The organism is Ferrovum sp. PN-J185, assembly GCF_001581925.1.
Lineage (GTDB): Bacteria > Pseudomonadota > Gammaproteobacteria > Burkholderiales > Ferrovaceae > PN-J185.
Window position 1 is genome coordinate 487,461 of record NZ_LQZA01000001.1, and the last position, 14,966, is coordinate 502,426.

At 38.6% G+C, this 14,966-nt stretch carries 19 protein-coding genes; 9 read left to right on the forward strand and 10 right to left on the reverse strand.

The genetic code is table 11. The features are described from left to right. Positions 1-41: 41 nt before the first annotated feature. The 5 genes from FV185_RS02375 (at position 42) to FV185_RS02395 (ending at position 2,887) form a co-directional block, all read left to right on the forward strand. Positions 42-272, forward strand: coding sequence for a hypothetical protein (locus tag FV185_RS02375; protein ID WP_156474151.1), 231 nt, complete (start codon positions 42-44; stop codon positions 270-272). Positions 273-411: 139 nt separating this feature from the next. Then, entirely contained in the window at positions 412-1,125 is a 714-nt protein-coding gene (locus tag FV185_RS02380; protein WP_067493186.1) for a nucleotidyl transferase AbiEii/AbiGii toxin family protein, read from the forward strand. A gap of 1 nt (position 1,126) precedes the next feature. Continuing rightward, the gene (locus FV185_RS02385) at positions 1,127-1,687 is read left to right on the forward strand and encodes an HVO_A0114 family putative DNA-binding protein (protein ID WP_067493188.1); all 561 of its coding nucleotides are present in this window, start codon (positions 1,127-1,129) and stop codon (positions 1,685-1,687) included. Positions 1,688-1,856: 169 nt separating this feature from the next. Beyond that, on the forward strand, positions 1,857-2,492 hold the full coding sequence (locus tag FV185_RS02390; RefSeq protein WP_067493190.1) for an SOS response-associated peptidase: 636 nt from the start codon (positions 1,857-1,859) through the stop codon (positions 2,490-2,492). Positions 2,493-2,506: 14 nt separating this feature from the next. Further along, positions 2,507-2,887, forward strand: a complete 381-nt coding sequence (locus FV185_RS02395; protein WP_067493192.1) for a hypothetical protein — start codon at positions 2,507-2,509, stop codon at positions 2,885-2,887. A gap of 66 nt (positions 2,888-2,953) precedes the next feature. On the opposite strand, the gene FV185_RS02400 is transcribed toward FV185_RS02395, so the two are convergent. Both FV185_RS02400 and FV185_RS02405 read right to left on the reverse strand, forming a co-directional pair. Then, positions 2,954-3,370, reverse strand: a complete 417-nt coding sequence (locus FV185_RS02400) for a thiol-disulfide oxidoreductase DCC family protein (RefSeq protein WP_067493194.1) — start codon at positions 3,368-3,370, stop codon at positions 2,954-2,956. Beyond that, the gene (locus FV185_RS02405) at positions 3,367-4,011 is read right to left on the reverse strand and encodes a DsbA family protein (protein WP_067493196.1); all 645 of its coding nucleotides are present in this window, start codon (positions 4,009-4,011) and stop codon (positions 3,367-3,369) included. Before FV185_RS02405 ends, FV185_RS02400 begins: the two co-directional genes overlap by 4 nt. Before the next feature lie 257 nt (positions 4,012-4,268). On the opposite strand from FV185_RS02405, the gene phaZ reads away from it, so the two are divergent. Together phaZ and FV185_RS02415 are read left to right on the forward strand one after the other, a co-directional pair. Next, positions 4,269-5,492, forward strand: a complete 1,224-nt coding sequence (gene phaZ / locus FV185_RS02410; RefSeq protein WP_067493198.1) for a polyhydroxyalkanoate depolymerase — start codon at positions 4,269-4,271, stop codon at positions 5,490-5,492. Between the two features lie 14 nt (positions 5,493-5,506). Continuing rightward, the gene (locus tag FV185_RS02415) at positions 5,507-5,878 is read left to right on the forward strand and encodes a hypothetical protein (protein WP_067493200.1); all 372 of its coding nucleotides are present in this window, start codon (positions 5,507-5,509) and stop codon (positions 5,876-5,878) included. A gap of 7 nt (positions 5,879-5,885) precedes the next feature. Here the strand turns inward: FV185_RS02415 and FV185_RS02420 are convergent, their stop codons facing one another. Next, positions 5,886-7,508 (reverse strand): FMN-binding glutamate synthase family protein, encoded by a 1,623-nt coding sequence (locus tag FV185_RS02420; protein WP_067493202.1) that lies wholly within the window; start codon positions 7,506-7,508, stop codon positions 5,886-5,888. Positions 7,509-7,694: 186 nt separating this feature from the next. Here FV185_RS02420 and FV185_RS02425 point away from each other — a divergent pair, with 186 nt between their 5' ends. Beyond that, a complete protein-coding gene (locus FV185_RS02425) occupies positions 7,695-8,015 on the forward strand; it encodes a BON domain-containing protein (protein ID WP_067493204.1) in 321 nt (106 codons plus the stop codon). A gap of 44 nt (positions 8,016-8,059) precedes the next feature. Here the strand turns inward: FV185_RS02425 and FV185_RS02430 are convergent, their stop codons facing one another. The 7 genes from FV185_RS02430 to FV185_RS02460 all read right to left on the reverse strand — a co-directional run bounded on the left by FV185_RS02430 (position 8,060) and on the right by FV185_RS02460 (position 14,119). Further along, positions 8,060-8,608 carry a flavodoxin family protein gene (locus FV185_RS02430; protein WP_067493206.1) on the reverse strand — a complete coding sequence of 183 codons (549 nt, stop codon included), beginning with the start codon at positions 8,606-8,608 and terminating at the stop codon, positions 8,060-8,062. 176 nt (positions 8,609-8,784) lie between these two features. Beyond that, complete coding sequence (locus FV185_RS02435; protein WP_067493208.1) at positions 8,785-9,840, reverse strand: NAD(P)-dependent alcohol dehydrogenase; 1,056 nt, start codon at positions 9,838-9,840, stop codon at positions 8,785-8,787. Between the two features lie 109 nt (positions 9,841-9,949). Next, complete coding sequence (locus FV185_RS02440) at positions 9,950-10,477, reverse strand: septation protein IspZ (RefSeq protein WP_067493210.1); 528 nt, start codon at positions 10,475-10,477, stop codon at positions 9,950-9,952. Further along, positions 10,477-11,778: a protein kinase domain-containing protein gene (locus tag FV185_RS02445; protein WP_067493212.1), complete on the reverse strand. Its 1,302-nt coding sequence runs from the start codon at positions 11,776-11,778 to the stop codon at positions 10,477-10,479. The genes FV185_RS02440 and FV185_RS02445 overlap by 1 nt, the downstream gene beginning before the upstream one ends. Positions 11,779-11,797: 19 nt before the next feature. Then, the gene (locus FV185_RS02450; RefSeq protein ID WP_067493215.1) at positions 11,798-12,544 is read right to left on the reverse strand and encodes a PP2C family serine/threonine-protein phosphatase; all 747 of its coding nucleotides are present in this window, start codon (positions 12,542-12,544) and stop codon (positions 11,798-11,800) included. A 25-nt stretch (positions 12,545-12,569) separates the two neighbouring features. Then, entirely contained in the window at positions 12,570-13,244 is a 675-nt protein-coding gene (locus FV185_RS02455) for a vWA domain-containing protein (protein ID WP_067493217.1), read from the reverse strand. Between the two features lie 101 nt (positions 13,245-13,345). Further along, positions 13,346-14,119 (reverse strand): MipA/OmpV family protein, encoded by a 774-nt coding sequence (locus tag FV185_RS02460; RefSeq protein ID WP_067493219.1) that lies wholly within the window; start codon positions 14,117-14,119, stop codon positions 13,346-13,348. A gap of 74 nt (positions 14,120-14,193) precedes the next feature. Here FV185_RS02460 and FV185_RS02465 point away from each other — a divergent pair, with 74 nt between their 5' ends. After that, complete coding sequence (locus FV185_RS02465) at positions 14,194-14,922, forward strand: fused MFS/spermidine synthase (protein ID WP_067493222.1); 729 nt, start codon at positions 14,194-14,196, stop codon at positions 14,920-14,922. The last annotated feature ends 44 nt before the right edge of the window (positions 14,923-14,966 follow it).

Here is a 14,966-nt window from a genome sequence, read left to right on the forward strand (position 1 = left end):
AACAAAGCGTTGCAGCACTCATTGCTTTGTCGGGTGCTTTATTGAAAAAATCAGTCCGAGACGGTCTAATGATAGTTGGTGAAGTGACACTTAGGGGACCCATCGAGTCCATTCATAATGAGGTGAATTTGGCGGAGATTGCTAAAAAAGTACTAAATCTCTACTATTTGTCGGTCTCATGTCGTCATCAGCTTTTTGACTTATCTGATGACATGGTGACTAAGCTTGATATTGAGTTCTATCAAGATTGCCTAGATGCGCTAGTTGGGTAACTAATTTGCGCAAGGGCCTCTATGAATATTCCCGTCTGCAAAGGTGTAGGTGTGCTAGCACATTTTAAATGATCGCTTTCGAGCAGCTTATATTTACCTGTAGTGGCAATTTCTTAGAAATATGTATAAACTGTCATATATGACGGTTACTTTATACAAAGCTCAGGACGAGCTCCTCGACACGATTTTCCCCAGCTTGGAAAAATTGGGTATACCAGATGCCATCTTAGCAGGCGGCACTGCTTTAGCGCGTTATTACTTAAAGCATCGGGTCTCGTACGACCTCGATTTTTTTGTAGGCTATGCCTTCAACCCCGAAAAGCTAGCCGTTGAGCTGGGCAAAATTGGCGTACGTTTAGAGGGTGTGGATGCCCAGTCTGATGGTAAGTGGGCCCGTCAATTGCATGCCAATGCGATGGTAGGGGAACAAATGATTAAGGTCTCGTTTATAGAGGATCTTTATGCGGACATATGGCCTCGTAAACAATTTGGTCTGGTCGTGACAGAAGAAATTGGTGGTTTATATCATCGCAAATTACGCACGATTTCTGGAACTGGTTACGGCAAAGAAGTGCAGGGTGCTCGTCAGACTGCCCGGGATTTGTTTGATGTATATGTTTTAAATGGACAGATCGAAAGTGTTGAGAAATTTTTAGCGCATGCCAATGCACACGGCGCGAATTTTCCGATAGATGCCTTGTGCGCCAATACCTTTTCAATGCCTTGGATTGATTTGATCAATGAGTTTGAAAACTTAGTGTTCTTGCCGCCATTCGAAAATCTGAGCTTGATTGGGGATGTGAAGCCCGCCTTGGTAGAGCAAGCTTTGGCGCTTCAAGAGATTGGTAATTGATATGAAAAAAAGTGAACCGCTACAATGGGAAAGAGCAAAGCGCATGGCCTTCTGGGACCAGGGTAAGCTCACGTATCGTAATTGGTCAAAAGAGTTTTATCTTCAAAAAGCCAATGTGGTTACTCAGAGTGTCAATTACATGCGCGCGCGCGATTTGATTGAGTTGGTGGGGGAAAAACAATTTATCAAGACCTGGCCTGCCATTCGCAATAGCAATCGATTTCAGGCAAGCAAAAAAGCGATATTAGATGCGATTTGGAGTTTTTATGTCGTGGGAGATGTGAGCTTTCCTGTGAGTGAATGCGTTATCCACTTTCATCCCAAGAAACGCGAGACTTTAAAAAAATTGATTTCTTCCAGTGGTAATGAATCGATTTACGCCATTGCTAAATCGTTGGGGCGCAATCCCAGGCGCATCTACGATGACGTACATGATTTCTCGAACAAGGGTTTGGTGGTGTTAGAAAGCGCTCAGAGAGAGGGAAGAAAAGTCTTGCTTCCTAAAGTGAGGGGATGTCATGTGAGCGCTGGTGCCAGTTCACTTGATTTAATAATTACTTAAGGGCTTGCCAGACTCAATTTTTCCGATAAATTTTGGGTGTAATTTGGTCGGACAAAGAGAGCACATTTTTGGTCTTAAAAGGTTGTAAGCGTTTATGATTTATAAGGATTTTTCTGTTTTACGGCACTTCTTCTCTCTCCGCCAGAGATTTAACCAAATAGTTTAAATAATGTGTATTAACTTCACACCAACTAAAAATAAAGATTGGACTAAATCTGTACTCGATGTAGACCTTCCACATACTTATCCAAAAGAAGTCTTTCCTTCTTACCCAGCACCCATAATCATCTTTGATCGTAAAAATGAGAGACATAAGTGTGGATTAGCAGAGTTTGGTTTAATTCCATCATGGTCAAAAGATAAAAAGATTCAAAGATATACTTATAATGCGAGACATGAAACCGTCAAAACCAAGCCATCTTATAAAGACTCTTGGTTTAATAGACGCTTTGCCTTATGTATTCTAGATAATTTTTTCGAGCCGTCCTATGAGTCGGGTAAACCTGAACGATACTGTATACAAAGAATTGATAAACGACCAATTGGTATCGCTTCTCTATGGGATACTTGGATAGATAAAGAAACAAACCAAAAAATTATTTCATTTACTATGTTAACGTGTAATGTTGATACTCATCCTGTTATGAAAAGGTTTCACAGGATAGATGATGAAAAAAGATCACCCGTTATTTTAGATGAAGAACAATTTAATGACTGGCTAACAGCCACACCTGATACAGCAATCAACTTTATGAAATGCGATATGTTTCCTACACTTGATAGTTTTCGCTCTGTAAATACATAACATGGATATAACGAATGCACACAATCTATAAATTTGAATGTTTCAAAAGTTTTAATGTCACTGATATATACAAAAATGATCAAGATGATGAAATTGTCATTACAAATTTATGGACCTACGCAACTTTAGAATATAACGAAGACGAGTTACCAGAAAAAGAAGATAACGGTAACTATTATGATATCTTTTTGCCTGAAGCGTTTGATTGTAGTGATCTTTTTGTAAGTAACGTAGATTACTTTATCGAGGATAACAAGTTGTTAAATAAAATATCTGCTTTAGAAGATCAGGATAAATTTATTGATTTAATCCAAGCGAATGGATTTGAGCATTTTGAAACTCAGTATGACATTCTGGATAGTGGTGAAGGCTCTATTGTGGTTGTTGAAGTATAAATTTGTTTCAGCAAGAAGATTAATAAATGAATACACTATAACGTAATTATTCAGCAGGTTTTAAAATTACTTATCTCTAATCCGTTTCTTTGTAACTATCCATAATAATGCAGGACCAATTAGTTTAGATATTTGATGGCGGTTTTTAGCAAAGAAGCGATAGCCCACTGTAAATAAAGGCTGTAAGGTTTTTCTTGAGAAAAACCATGCCAATAACGGTAACTGGGCTCTTTTGTATGCTTCAGGAAAGACACTTATCCCATGAATTAACTGACCACTTGCATATTGCGCATACATTGCTGATAAAGCCTGTTCGCAGGAAACACCTACTTTTTCAGGTAGATAGCGCTCTGATTGTATGTCAATAAAGTCAAGTAGTCCGTCATGATTACGTCGCGATAAAAAAAGTATTTCAGCTCGACAGAGGGGACAAGCTCCGTCATAAAATAAGGTTAATTTTTCTAATGGTTGTGAACTATTCATTGTGTTGAAATTAAGTTATGTTGCCAATTATCCAATACAGGTATGATCTTTGAACTCAATTGAAAACCATGGGTAATCAATGTGAACTGCTCTTCATCATTGACTCCAGCAATCAGAGTAGGGAAGCCACGTATACCTGAGTTATGAGTTAGTGCAAAATCTGTCCATGTTTCGTCTTTGGTTTCTTCTGACAATAACTCTGTCTTAAAACTCTCTTTATTAAGACCTAATTTTTCTGCTATAGCCGCTAATTCATTTGTATCTGTTACATCTTTATTACCTGCATAGAATGCATGTTGTATTTCTTTTAATGCTTGAATAGCTAATTGCATACTGTGTCGACGAATGACTACAATTGCTCGTGCTGCTGGTTCCGTATCGTAAACAAAATGATTGCGATTAAAAAAACCAAAGTCAAAAGGTTGATTGGACGCTTCATGAACATGTTCCCAATGACTGCGAATATCCGCTTTCTCCGCCTCATCCATTGCCTGTTGATTGCCAGGACGTAATCCTCCAACTATCAACTTAATCGGTAATTGTTCACCAAATTTTGCCTGTATAGCATCAATTACAGGAGAAAAGCCCCAACACCATGAACACATGGGATCAGCAAAATAAATTAAATGAGGTTTATTCATATTTATTCCAAGATATTAATAAGTTACTTATTTTAAAAAATAGATGAATTTATTATTAATTAGAAGATATTAAGTGAAATAGTTCATTTATAGGCTACCGGTTAATGGTTTTTATTGTTTTTTATTTTAACTTCATACGACTGTCATTCGATTGTCATTTTTTAGGTGTTAAGTAATAACTTATTATAAAAAGTAACGGTTTTTTATATCTTGATAGTTTAAAAGTAACTATTAGTTATTTATTATTCGAGAAAAATATGCTCTATTTTATTGAAGAATCACTCAATTTAATGTTAAGTCCAGCAAGGCAGTCAAGCCGAGTTATTAAAAGCTTGATAAAAGAAATGCCTCACTCAGGCTTTTCTGATCAATGGGTTAATACACTTAATGCCTGGGTTACCGTATTTGAGGAATTCTCAGGGATTCATGAAAAACCGAAATGGAACATACATGAAACCCAAATAGATGGCATCAGATATCTGGTTGAAGATCAGGTAGTGTTGAAAAGAGCATATTGTCAGTTGGTTCATTTTAAAAAACTGAATTGTGAGAAGTCGTTACCACGATTATTTATTATCGCCCCTTATTCAGGGCATTATTCAACATTACTTCGACAAACAGTCGAAACTTTTTTACCTCATCATGATGTATACATTACTGATTGGCTAAACTGTAAACAAATTCCTTTGGCTTCCGATTTATTCAACCTCAATGATTTTATTGATTATTTAGTTGATTTTATGCATTTCTTAGGAACGGGTACTCACGTATTGGCTGTATGTCAACCAACCGTCGCTGCACTTGCTGCCACTGCCATTATGGCTGATTGGGGTGATCGATGCCAGCCAAAGTCACTCACTCTTGTTGCAGGACCTATTGATGCAAGACAAAACCCTACAGTAGTCAATCAATTTGCTATCGAACATGATTTAGGTTGGTTTGAAAAAAATCTAATTCAAATTGTTCCTCCTCCTAATTTGGGAGCCGGTAGAAAGGTTTATCCTGGATTTATACAATTAAATAGTTTTATGGCTATGAATCCTGAGCGCCATCTTCAATCTATTGAATCAATGTTTGAGTCTCTGGTTGAGGGTAATGATGAAGACGCTGAAAAAAAGAAAGACTTTTATGATGAATATCTTTCTGTAATGGATTTAACGGCAGAGTTTTATTTACAGACCATTGATCAAGTATTTCTGAAATTTAGTCTAGCAAAAGGTGAAATGATGAGCCGTTGGCATCGTGTAGATACTGCTCACATTAAAAAAACTCATCTTTTAGTGATAGAAGGTGAAAAAGATGATATCTGTGGTATTGGACAGACTCAGGCGGCACTGCAGATCACCAATAATTTACCCGATCACTTTAAAGATTATTTATTAGTACCTAATATTGGTCATTACGGCACATTTAACGGTCGTATATTTCGTGAACAGATTGCACCAAAAATCACGCAGTTTATTCACTCAATTGAGAATTAAATAGGGAGAGAAAAATGACTTTTACTAATAACAATGACAAGAACACTCAATCAATTAGTATGGAACAACTAAATGCCATATGGATGCCATTTTGGACCTTAAGTAGTAACTTATTTAATGTACAAAAAGAGTATGCGACCGATCGTCTTGATCACATTAAAAAGAATACCGATCATCTAACTGATAAGGTGGTTAAATCTATTGAAAACCATCAACCGATCCAGGCCCAAGAAGTGGTCCAGTTCTTTTTGCAACAACAATCACACTTGATGGCATTAAATGTTGCAACATGGAGAAAGTATGAGGAGTTAATCACTGCTTTCTATACCAATATGCAACATAGTTCTGCTCATCAAGTAACAACCATTGCTAAAACGACCACTTAATGAATTTTTAGAACGTGACTGCAGAAGCCTGATTCCAAGCATCGATGAGGTAGTTGGGTACACCTTCTACGTATGGTTTGTTGGTGAGTGACGTATCAGTAAATAATGATTGAGGGAAGCGATAAAGTTTGTTTGATAGTGGCATGAGTTGTCCTTTACTTTGGCGTTCCATAATCAATTCTAAATTCGCCTGACTAGGATGCTGGAGACCTACGCTAGCTGCCAGCTCAGCTAAGGCTTTTAGTGTTGCATCGTGATAGTTCCAGACTCTCACTCCTTTATCTTCTGGGTTAAGTGCTTTTTGACGTTGTTTGTTTTGTGTTGCAATCCCAGTGGGGCAGGTGTCAGTGTGGCAAGAGAGAGATTGAATACAACCTAAAGCAAACATAAAACCGCGAGCTGAATTACCCCAATCCGCCCCTAAAGCTAATACTTTAAATAGATCAAAACCGGAAATAATTTTACCTGACGCGCCAATCTTAATTTTTCCTCGTAATCCACAAGCCAATAATGTTTGGTTCACAAGATGTAAACCATCCTCAAGTGGTAAACCAACATGATCAACAAACTCAATAGGCGCGGCACCCGTACCACCTTCTGCACCATCTATAACAATAAAATCGGGATGTTGGCGGGTAATTATCATTGCCTTGACTAAAGCGAACCATTCTTTAGGTTGACCAATACACAATTTAATACCAACAGGTTTACCGCCAGATTTATCACGTAATAGATTGATGAAGTCCAGTAATTCAATCGGGTTGTTAAAGGCGCTATGTTTCGCAGGAGAGGTACAAGTTTCTCCAACAGGAATAGATCGAGTCATAGCAATTTCTGCGGTGACTTTGGCTCCTGGGAGTACTCCACCATGGCCAGGTTTCGCTCCCTGTGATAGTTTGATTTCAATCATTTTAATGTTGGGTTTATTACTGACTTCGCTAAAGCGTTGGAGGTCAAATAATCCTTCTTGAGTGCGGCATCCAAAATAACCTGAGGCAATTTGCCAAATCAAATCTCCTTGATACTGCAAATGATAGGGAGAAACTGATCCTTCTCCTGTATCTTGAATAAACTGCCCAAGTTTTGCTCCTCGATTAAGTGCCATGATGGCGTTTGCAGATAGAGCACCAAAGCTCATCGCTGAAATATTAAATAATGATATGGAGTAGGGTTGAAGACACTGCTCACTCCCCACGACAGTTCTTAAGTGGGTTAAATCTACTATTGGTTGAGGATTAAGGCTGTGAAGTAGAGTTTGATAACCTGACGCTTCAGTATGCTCTAAAGTACCAAATGGACGTTGTGAGGATTCTTTTTTTGCTCGTTGATAGACTAATGAGCGCTGCGCTCTTGAAAAGGGTACTTTGTCCTCATCACTTTCAACAAAATATTGCCTAATTTCAGGGCGGATTGATTCCAACAGATAACGAAGATGACCAATCAGTGGATAGTTGCGGTTAATGGAATGTTGCTGTTGGAATAGATCGTATAAACCAATTAAAAACAAAATAGCAAATAACTTAGAGTAGAGTAGGGTGAAGTAGCCAATATCTTCAGGTGTATTGAGTTCTGTATATAAGAAAAGTAAACCTGTTAACCACCAAGGTACATATCTTAGCCAAACTGTCATGAAATCCTATCCAAAATTTGTTATCAATTTTTTTAGTATGACGTAATTCAATGGGTTAAGTGTAAAGTTAGGAAAAAGTTATTACAAATTGTTATTAACTTACCTTTTTTACTTATTTGATAGATTTTTTCTGTGTGTTTACTGTCATAATTGATACCAAGTAATAATCAATTTGATGGAAAATATATGAAAACAGTAAACTTTTTTAAACGATCATTATGTCTTGCTCTCCTAGCAGCTTTAACAGCTTGCGCAACACAAACGCCTTATACAGCAGAAGAAGAAACGGCTGATCAAAAAATCAAAGATCAAATTTTGGAAAATTACAAACATGAAAAATATACCTTCTTAGGCCATGTGGATGTAACTGTGTATAAAGGTACGGCGATTCTAGGTGGATTGGTGTTTGAGCCTGCTGATAAGGACGTTGCCTTGCGTGATGCACGTAAAGTTGAAGGGGTGAAGGAGATTAGTGATCAAATACAAATCGAATCCAACGCTTATTAATTTAAATTAGGGAGGTGGTATAGATTGACCACCTCCTACTTGCTTTAATTTTTTTCAACGAATGTCATAATACGCTGACCGTACAGGCGAGCTGTTTCCAGATCGCCACTATTGACCTCATCACTTGATGCATCAGAAGGTGTTTGCATCATGGCGCCAGCGAATGAGCCCACAAAATTAATATCATCGCGGTTAGCATTTTTTGCGTTTGATGGCATGAGTCCTGTACCGACCCATATGCCTGAGTGCTGCATGGCTAGAGTGATAAAATAATGAATGGTGGAATGCTTGTCGCCATTCATGGTTGCTGAATTAGTAAATCCACCAAACACTTTATCTTTCCATTTCTGTGTAAACCACGCTTTTGACGAAGCGTCTGCAAATTTTTTAAATTGCCAGCTGACAGTCCCCATATAAGTGGGGGAGCCAAATATAATTGCTTTTGCATTATCTAACAATTGCCACTCTTCTTCGCTAATATTACCTTCAGCATCAATTGCTATCAGTGCTGCTTTAGCACCATTTGCAATGGCCTCAGCTTGCTTTTTGGTATGCCCATAACCGCTGTGATAAACCACGACCACTTTTGACATGAATTGACTCCTTGTAGTTAATTGGTTTCTGTACGTACTAATATAGTACGTATACGTACAAAATGCAAGAGTGTAAGTTATTCTTTTAACAATAAAAAAGAGGGGTAAACGGCGATAAGAACAGCTACAGAAGCAGGATATTCCGCTTCTGTAGAGTTGAGGTTTCTAATGAATGGTTACTTGTTGAGGGTTTTCAGATCAATGACAAAACGATACTTCACATCACTTTTTAGCATTCTCTCATAGGCGTGGTTGATGTCTTGCATACTAATGACTTCAACATCTGAGGTAATGTTATGTTTACCACAAAAGTCTAGTAATTCCTGTGTTTCTTTAATACCACCGATCAGTGATCCGGCTATAGATTTGCGGCCCATAATAAGAGGTACGGAGTTAACCATAGGATCAAGATCACCCAGGTAGCCAACCAACACCAGTGTTCCATTGATAGTAAGGGTAGGAACGTAAGGGTTTAAATCATGGGCGTAGGGAACAGTATCGATAATGAGGTCAAATTTGTTTTTAACGCCATTCATCGCATTTTCTTCAGTGGAGAGAATAATATGATCAACACCTAAACGTTTCGCATCCGCCTCTTTATTAGCTGACCTGGTAAATAAGCTCACTTCAGCACCTAATGCTTTAGCAAGTTTTATGGCCATATGACCAAGTCCACCTAAACCTACAACAGCCACTTTACTGTTGGGCCCAACTTGCCAATGACGCAATGGAGACCAGGTTGTAATACCTGCACATAATAATGGTGCTGCCCCTTCTAGGTTAAGGGTTTCTGGTACTTTAACGACAAATTTGTGGGATACAACGATGTGGTTGGAATAGCCACCATAAGTTGGTAGTTGATCATGACGATCGACATCGTTATAGGTAAGAGTTGGAAATTCATCACAATATTGCTCATGGCCCTCATGGCATGGATGACAATGTTGGCAGGAATCTACCATGCAACCTACACCTACTTGATCACCAACTTTAAAGTTGGTTACTTTATTTCCTACAAAGCTGATACGACCAATAATTTCGTGACCGGGAACCATTGGGTATTTACTATTTTGCCAATCGTTGCGGGCTTGGTGAAGATCTGAATGACAGACACCACAGTATTCAATATCAATAATTACGTCAGTATCACGAGGGTCACGTCGTTCAAAATGAAAAGGAGATAAGTCCTCAGTGGGTGAGTGAGCGGCGTAACCGAAGGATTTAATAGTCATATTAAAGTACTCCTGAGTGATAAAAAAGATTGTTCGTTACCTTACTAATTCTTTTAGAATTTGTCTAGTGTTAAAATGTATCTTTTTTTTATGAAATTAAATCAATAGGTTAAGGAGTGTTTTTTTGAAATAATTGCTTTATTAAATCAAAAATATTTTTGAAAATATGTAACCAGATAAAGTTAATACGTACCAATATCAAGACAAGTAGGTTCATATAACAACTTTCTTTAAAATCAATCCATACTGAGTCGTTAAATTTTAAAAACATATAGGCATTTAAAATACCCAGGAAAACATATAATAAAATCAATACTTGATTAAGATAGAACCATTCACTATTGGCCATTGGAAAATAGGGACCAATAATCCATTTGGCTGGATACCCCCAACCAACTCTGGGAAAAACCACTAACACCACTGCTAGTGTCCAATAAAACAAACTGGGTTTGAAGTGATTAAAAGTAATCGAACGGGTAGCCAGATCTTGATGAAAAACAAACCATAAAGTCACTAAGCCGAAACATATAAAAACAAACAGTAAACCCCAAGCAGAGCCATCAATTCTATGTCGGGGGCGCCATAATACGGCCACAATCAGAGATAAAAGAACGATAACAAGAGAAGTTAAACTCATTATTTTAACCACCAATAAGTAATAAGTAGACCTATCACCCAGATAATTTCAGTAGCTAGCGCATTAGCGGTTGCGGTGGTCAAAGGGACATTGGGGCCATTTAAGTTAATATTGCCGCTGTAGTTAATTGTGGGTCCTTGATATTGTGCTAATGCAGCCTGAAAAGGATTAGCATGAGTACGGTTAATGGTTTTATGTACATGACGAATGGTGCGTTGTGGTACGGCTTTTAACTTGGCTTTTAAGCGTGTTTTATTGCGATGATGGTGATGTAAAATTTGATCACGCATACATGTGGGACATGATTTCTCTACAAATTTAATATGTCCATTGACACATACATCCATTTGTCCTGAACTTTTATTGGCGTACTGAGCAGTAACCATTGCCCATTCATAGGCTCCTGGTCTACCCCCTGGCACCCAGCCAAAAGCTCGGTCAAACAAAGTTCTGATATCATCAGGGAAAGTCTCATGAATACTTGCTGGCACAGGTCGAATTCCGGCATGAGGTTTCATGCCATAGGCGTAAAGAGTATGTTGAATTCGATTCGCGAGTTCAGTGGGATATTTCATTTTGGTATCTGACACCCCCACAAAAGGATGTATCCCATAATTCAGTAATCTAAAAATAATTGTTGCTAGCGCAAAGGCATCTTGATTGTGTGGGCGATTGACTACGTTATTATGAAATTCTGGAGCCAAATACTCTGGTGTAACCTGTGGTGCATCTGATTGGAAATCATCGGCATAAATACAAAAACCATCACAGTCAAGAATTGATATCAATAACTCATTTTTATATACCTTGATATTCATTGGTTTTAAATCAACGACAGCAATTTTTTTATTGTGTAAGGTATTAATAATTGAGGATAAGTTATAGGCCACTGCCATTAACTTACCAAAATCAACACTGATGCCTGCTTGTTCTGCTTGACGTCTAGTTAATAAATAATCTAATTCAATGGTTCGTTCAAAATCGATTTTCTCCATCGCAAATCCGACAAAGAACGATCCTTTATATACCTCGGCAACGGGCCAGGCTAATTGAACCACATGCTGGATAGACTGAGGGAGGGTAGGTAACTCGGGTTTATTACGAACCATCCAATGAATTTTTTGTGCATACTGTTTAAGTTGTTCTGGTTTGGTTTCAGCATGATAAACTTTTGCAACCAAGTGTGGATGGTTTGTTATATTAAAAATTTCACCGGCACCGCCAGATTTCCCAATGGAGTTGAGTTGTGTTTTTTCAGTTTTGCCATCTGGCCACACTAACTTATAAGAAGGAGAAAACATACACTCGCTATAGCGCAGGCTATTCAATTAACGTAGCAAGAAAGAGTGTTTTATCATCACTCGTGATAGCAGTCGTTTTTGGGCTTTCTAATAGATTGAGTAGGGCGGCACTACCTGCTGATTCATCAACTTGCTTTAAATAATTCAGTACTGGGTTAATAAACGCAGGGAAAAAACCTGTGCGCTGTTTATCAATAGCAAAAGTGGCTGCACCATCACTCATTAAGCCCCAGTATGTTCCTTTCTGAGGGCTCGGTAATAGGGTTAGACGCAAATGAGCTTGCCAATCATCCCCTGTCACAAAAAAAGTTTCTGATGCGTATTCACCATTTTCCGGTAAAGAAACAATGGCCGGTTGGTTATCTGCTTGATATACACCGAATCCATCACCAATATGAAAGAAACATCCTCCCTCAGTACTCATTAAGCATCCCACTACTGTGGCAGCGTAATCACGAAGAGTGTGGTCAGGATTGAGTGTGGCGATTAATTCTTCACGTACCTCGGCGATACAGCTTTCAATGACAGGCGTCAGCTCTTCACTGGTATAGGGCCCAATACTTACTCGACTAATCAATTTTTTTGTAATATGTTCAGCAAAAAAAGCTGCCCCCTGATCACTTAAACTGGCTGAACCTGCGCCATCACACACTACCGCACAAAGTAATTGATTGTGGGTTTGGTAATAAACGTAGTCCTGGCAAGGTATGTTTTGATCAATATGGTGGCCACCTCTGGCTGAGCCTTGAAATACTCTCCAATTCATAAATTCATGTCTTTTTAGCTGATTATTAGGTCGAAATTTGTGCCCAGCTGTCTACCGGATTAAGTTGTACTGTGGTCCCAGTTTGTGCTCTTGATACAGCCTGAATACTGCGACTTAGCCATACAAAGAGTTCTTTGAATTTCAAACCGTCAAGACTTAAAGCGCCTTTATTACTAAATTGTCCTAATATGTCTTTATTGGCACTTGCTCCAATTCCAATCGACATAATATTAACTTTGTGAGCATTTTCAGCATTTTTACATGCGGCTGCGATCCCTTGCCAATCATCTGTCGGCTCTCCATCAGATAGAAGCATGAGAATAGGACGCTTGTAGGGAACACCTGCATTCCGCATTTCATTTTTTTGTGTTTCAATTTCATCTAAAGCCAAACGCATAGCAGCGCCTATTGGGGTGAGCCCACCTGCGTAAAGATTGGGTGGGGTGAAATCCATCGCGTCAGTCCATTCACCCATAATTTCCACATTATTGTCACCGCCAAAGGCAATAACTAAAATACGTCCACAACGAGCGGTGATAGGATCATCTTTTAACTCTTGAGAGAGCGTTTTAAGTCCGTCATTCATGAGCCCAATTTTGTTCTCATCATTCATACTGCCAGAGCAATCTAATACGAGTACTAAGGGAGCCCGTTCTTCACTGTTATCAATAAGCGCCACGTCTGGGATAATTTGGCTCATGATTCGTCCTTCAAAAAATTAGTTATAAAATTAAAATAAATAGTGTACTCGTAACCTGGTATTTTGTGGAGACAGTTTATTCGGAGGTTTGTTCCTAGAGCCTATGGATATTGGTAAATTAGACTAAGGTTAATGTAGCGTACACTGCCTGCGTCAACTAAAGGGCTTTGAGTGACTAGACTCGTCATACGTCTATTTTCAACTGAACCAAATAGTGCCCAATGGCTATTAAAGCTATAGCCACCCATCAACCCAAAGGAATTAAATAGTAAACCACTTCCTGGTGTGTAATTGCTGAGCCCACTTTGATTTGCCAAAGTAGTATTGACGCCATAAAAATCTTGGTTATAGGTATGGTTGGCCCATGTGCTTTGACTGTATAAAGCAAGTCCTAAGTGATGATAATCAAGAATGCCAGCAGTGAGCCTGGCATCGATTAATGCACCACTTACGGGACCCATACGTTGACGATCGCGGAGTAATAAATTAATTGGCATAGGGCCCCATTGGGTATCCCACTCAATATGGCCACCGACTGAAGCGCTAGGGGCAATACCTGGTATTTGGTGTTGTTGTAACAGATTAGACTGATAAGTAAGGCGACCAGGTTCATAGGCTAATTGTGCACCAATAAATAAACCGGGTAATAACTCTTGGCGTAAGCCTCCTTCTAATATTTCTTGTGTGTCACGAATAAACCAATGCTGACCAAAATAACGTATAAGAGGAACAGGATAAGCCACCTCATTGCGTGATCCATCGTAGGCTGGTTGAACTTCTATGCCGCCACCAATTAGAGGATTATTGGTGAGTTCAGCAAAAGAATGCATAGAAATACTTAACAAGATAAAAAATAAAACAACCAATTGAATCAAGAGTGTTCACCTTTCTTTAGTCAATATATTATCACCACGTATAATACCTTTTATTACACAAATAGATAGATATTATGACCTACAGCGTTGATATTCGAGAGAGTATGGGAATTAGAACCCTTCATTTTGGTTCAGACTGGATTCAGGGGGCAATGAAAGTATCAAAACCTTATCAGTTGGTACTGGACTACACCAAAGAGATGATGCTCTCACTGATTTTGCGTGATGAGGGTATGCCTCAACAGATTTTACTGATTGGACTTGGTAGTGCCTCACTCGCAAAATTTTTATATAAATATGCTCAATCAAGTCATATTCACATTGTGGAAATCGATGAAAGGGTTATTCACTGCGCTAGACAGTTTTTTAAATGTCCTGATAATAGCGATAACTTTGAGGTACATTGTGCAGATGGTTTTGATTGGCTTAAGCAGAGTAAACAGCAATTTGATTTAATAGTGGTTGATGGCTTTGATGCCAATGCGCAAGCAGGACGCCTTGATAGTATTGAGTTTTATCAACTCTGCCAGTCGCATTTAACGGCAACGGGGATTGTGACAATTAATTTATTTAATTACCGTTTGCGCTTTCAACGCAGTCTTCGATACTTAGAACAGGTTTTTGGTCAGCAGTTTGGCTATCTTCCCTCAGGCGATGAAGGTAATACTATTGCTTTTGCAGGAGTGGATTTGTCACTTAATACGCCAAATTGGCAAGAATTAAGAACGCGTGCCCAACAATTACATGCTAGTACAGGTCTTAATCTAACCAAGTTAATTACTCGTTGGCAAAAAAGCTTTTAACAACCGCTGATAAAAGTGTATATTATTCAATTAATTTGGAACCT

Coding starts and splice junctions, on each gene's coding strand:
- FV185_RS02405 (WP_067493196.1), bottom strand. CDS start 4,011: ATGAATAAACCTCATTTAATTTATTTTGCTGATCCCATGTGTTCATGG.
- FV185_RS02445 (WP_067493212.1), bottom strand. CDS start 11,778: ATGTTTTCTCCTTCTTATAAGTTAGTGTGGCCAGATGGCAAAACTGAA.
- FV185_RS02450 (WP_067493215.1), bottom strand. CDS start 12,544: ATGAATTGGAGAGTATTTCAAGGCTCAGCCAGAGGTGGCCACCATATT.
- FV185_RS02425 (WP_067493204.1), top strand. CDS start 7,695: ATGAAAACAGTAAACTTTTTTAAACGATCATTATGTCTTGCTCTCCTA.
- FV185_RS02465 (WP_067493222.1), top strand. CDS start 14,194: ATGACCTACAGCGTTGATATTCGAGAGAGTATGGGAATTAGAACCCTT.
- FV185_RS02390 (WP_067493190.1), top strand. CDS start 1,857: ATGTGTATTAACTTCACACCAACTAAAAATAAAGATTGGACTAAATCT.
- FV185_RS02395 (WP_067493192.1), top strand. CDS start 2,507: ATGCACACAATCTATAAATTTGAATGTTTCAAAAGTTTTAATGTCACT.
- FV185_RS02455 (WP_067493217.1), bottom strand. CDS start 13,244: ATGAGCCAAATTATCCCAGACGTGGCGCTTATTGATAACAGTGAAGAA.
- FV185_RS02420 (WP_067493202.1), bottom strand. CDS start 7,508: ATGACAGTTTGGCTAAGATATGTACCTTGGTGGTTAACAGGTTTACTT.
- FV185_RS02440 (WP_067493210.1), bottom strand. CDS start 10,477: ATGAGTTTAACTTCTCTTGTTATCGTTCTTTTATCTCTGATTGTGGCC.
- FV185_RS02380 (WP_067493186.1), top strand. CDS start 412: ATGACGGTTACTTTATACAAAGCTCAGGACGAGCTCCTCGACACGATT.
- phaZ (WP_067493198.1), top strand. CDS start 4,269: ATGCTCTATTTTATTGAAGAATCACTCAATTTAATGTTAAGTCCAGCA.
- FV185_RS02430 (WP_067493206.1), bottom strand. CDS start 8,608: ATGTCAAAAGTGGTCGTGGTTTATCACAGCGGTTATGGGCATACCAAA.
- FV185_RS02435 (WP_067493208.1), bottom strand. CDS start 9,840: ATGACTATTAAATCCTTCGGTTACGCCGCTCACTCACCCACTGAGGAC.
- FV185_RS02385 (WP_067493188.1), top strand. CDS start 1,127: ATGAAAAAAAGTGAACCGCTACAATGGGAAAGAGCAAAGCGCATGGCC.
- FV185_RS02415 (WP_067493200.1), top strand. CDS start 5,507: ATGACTTTTACTAATAACAATGACAAGAACACTCAATCAATTAGTATG.
- FV185_RS02400 (WP_067493194.1), bottom strand. CDS start 3,370: ATGAATAGTTCACAACCATTAGAAAAATTAACCTTATTTTATGACGGA.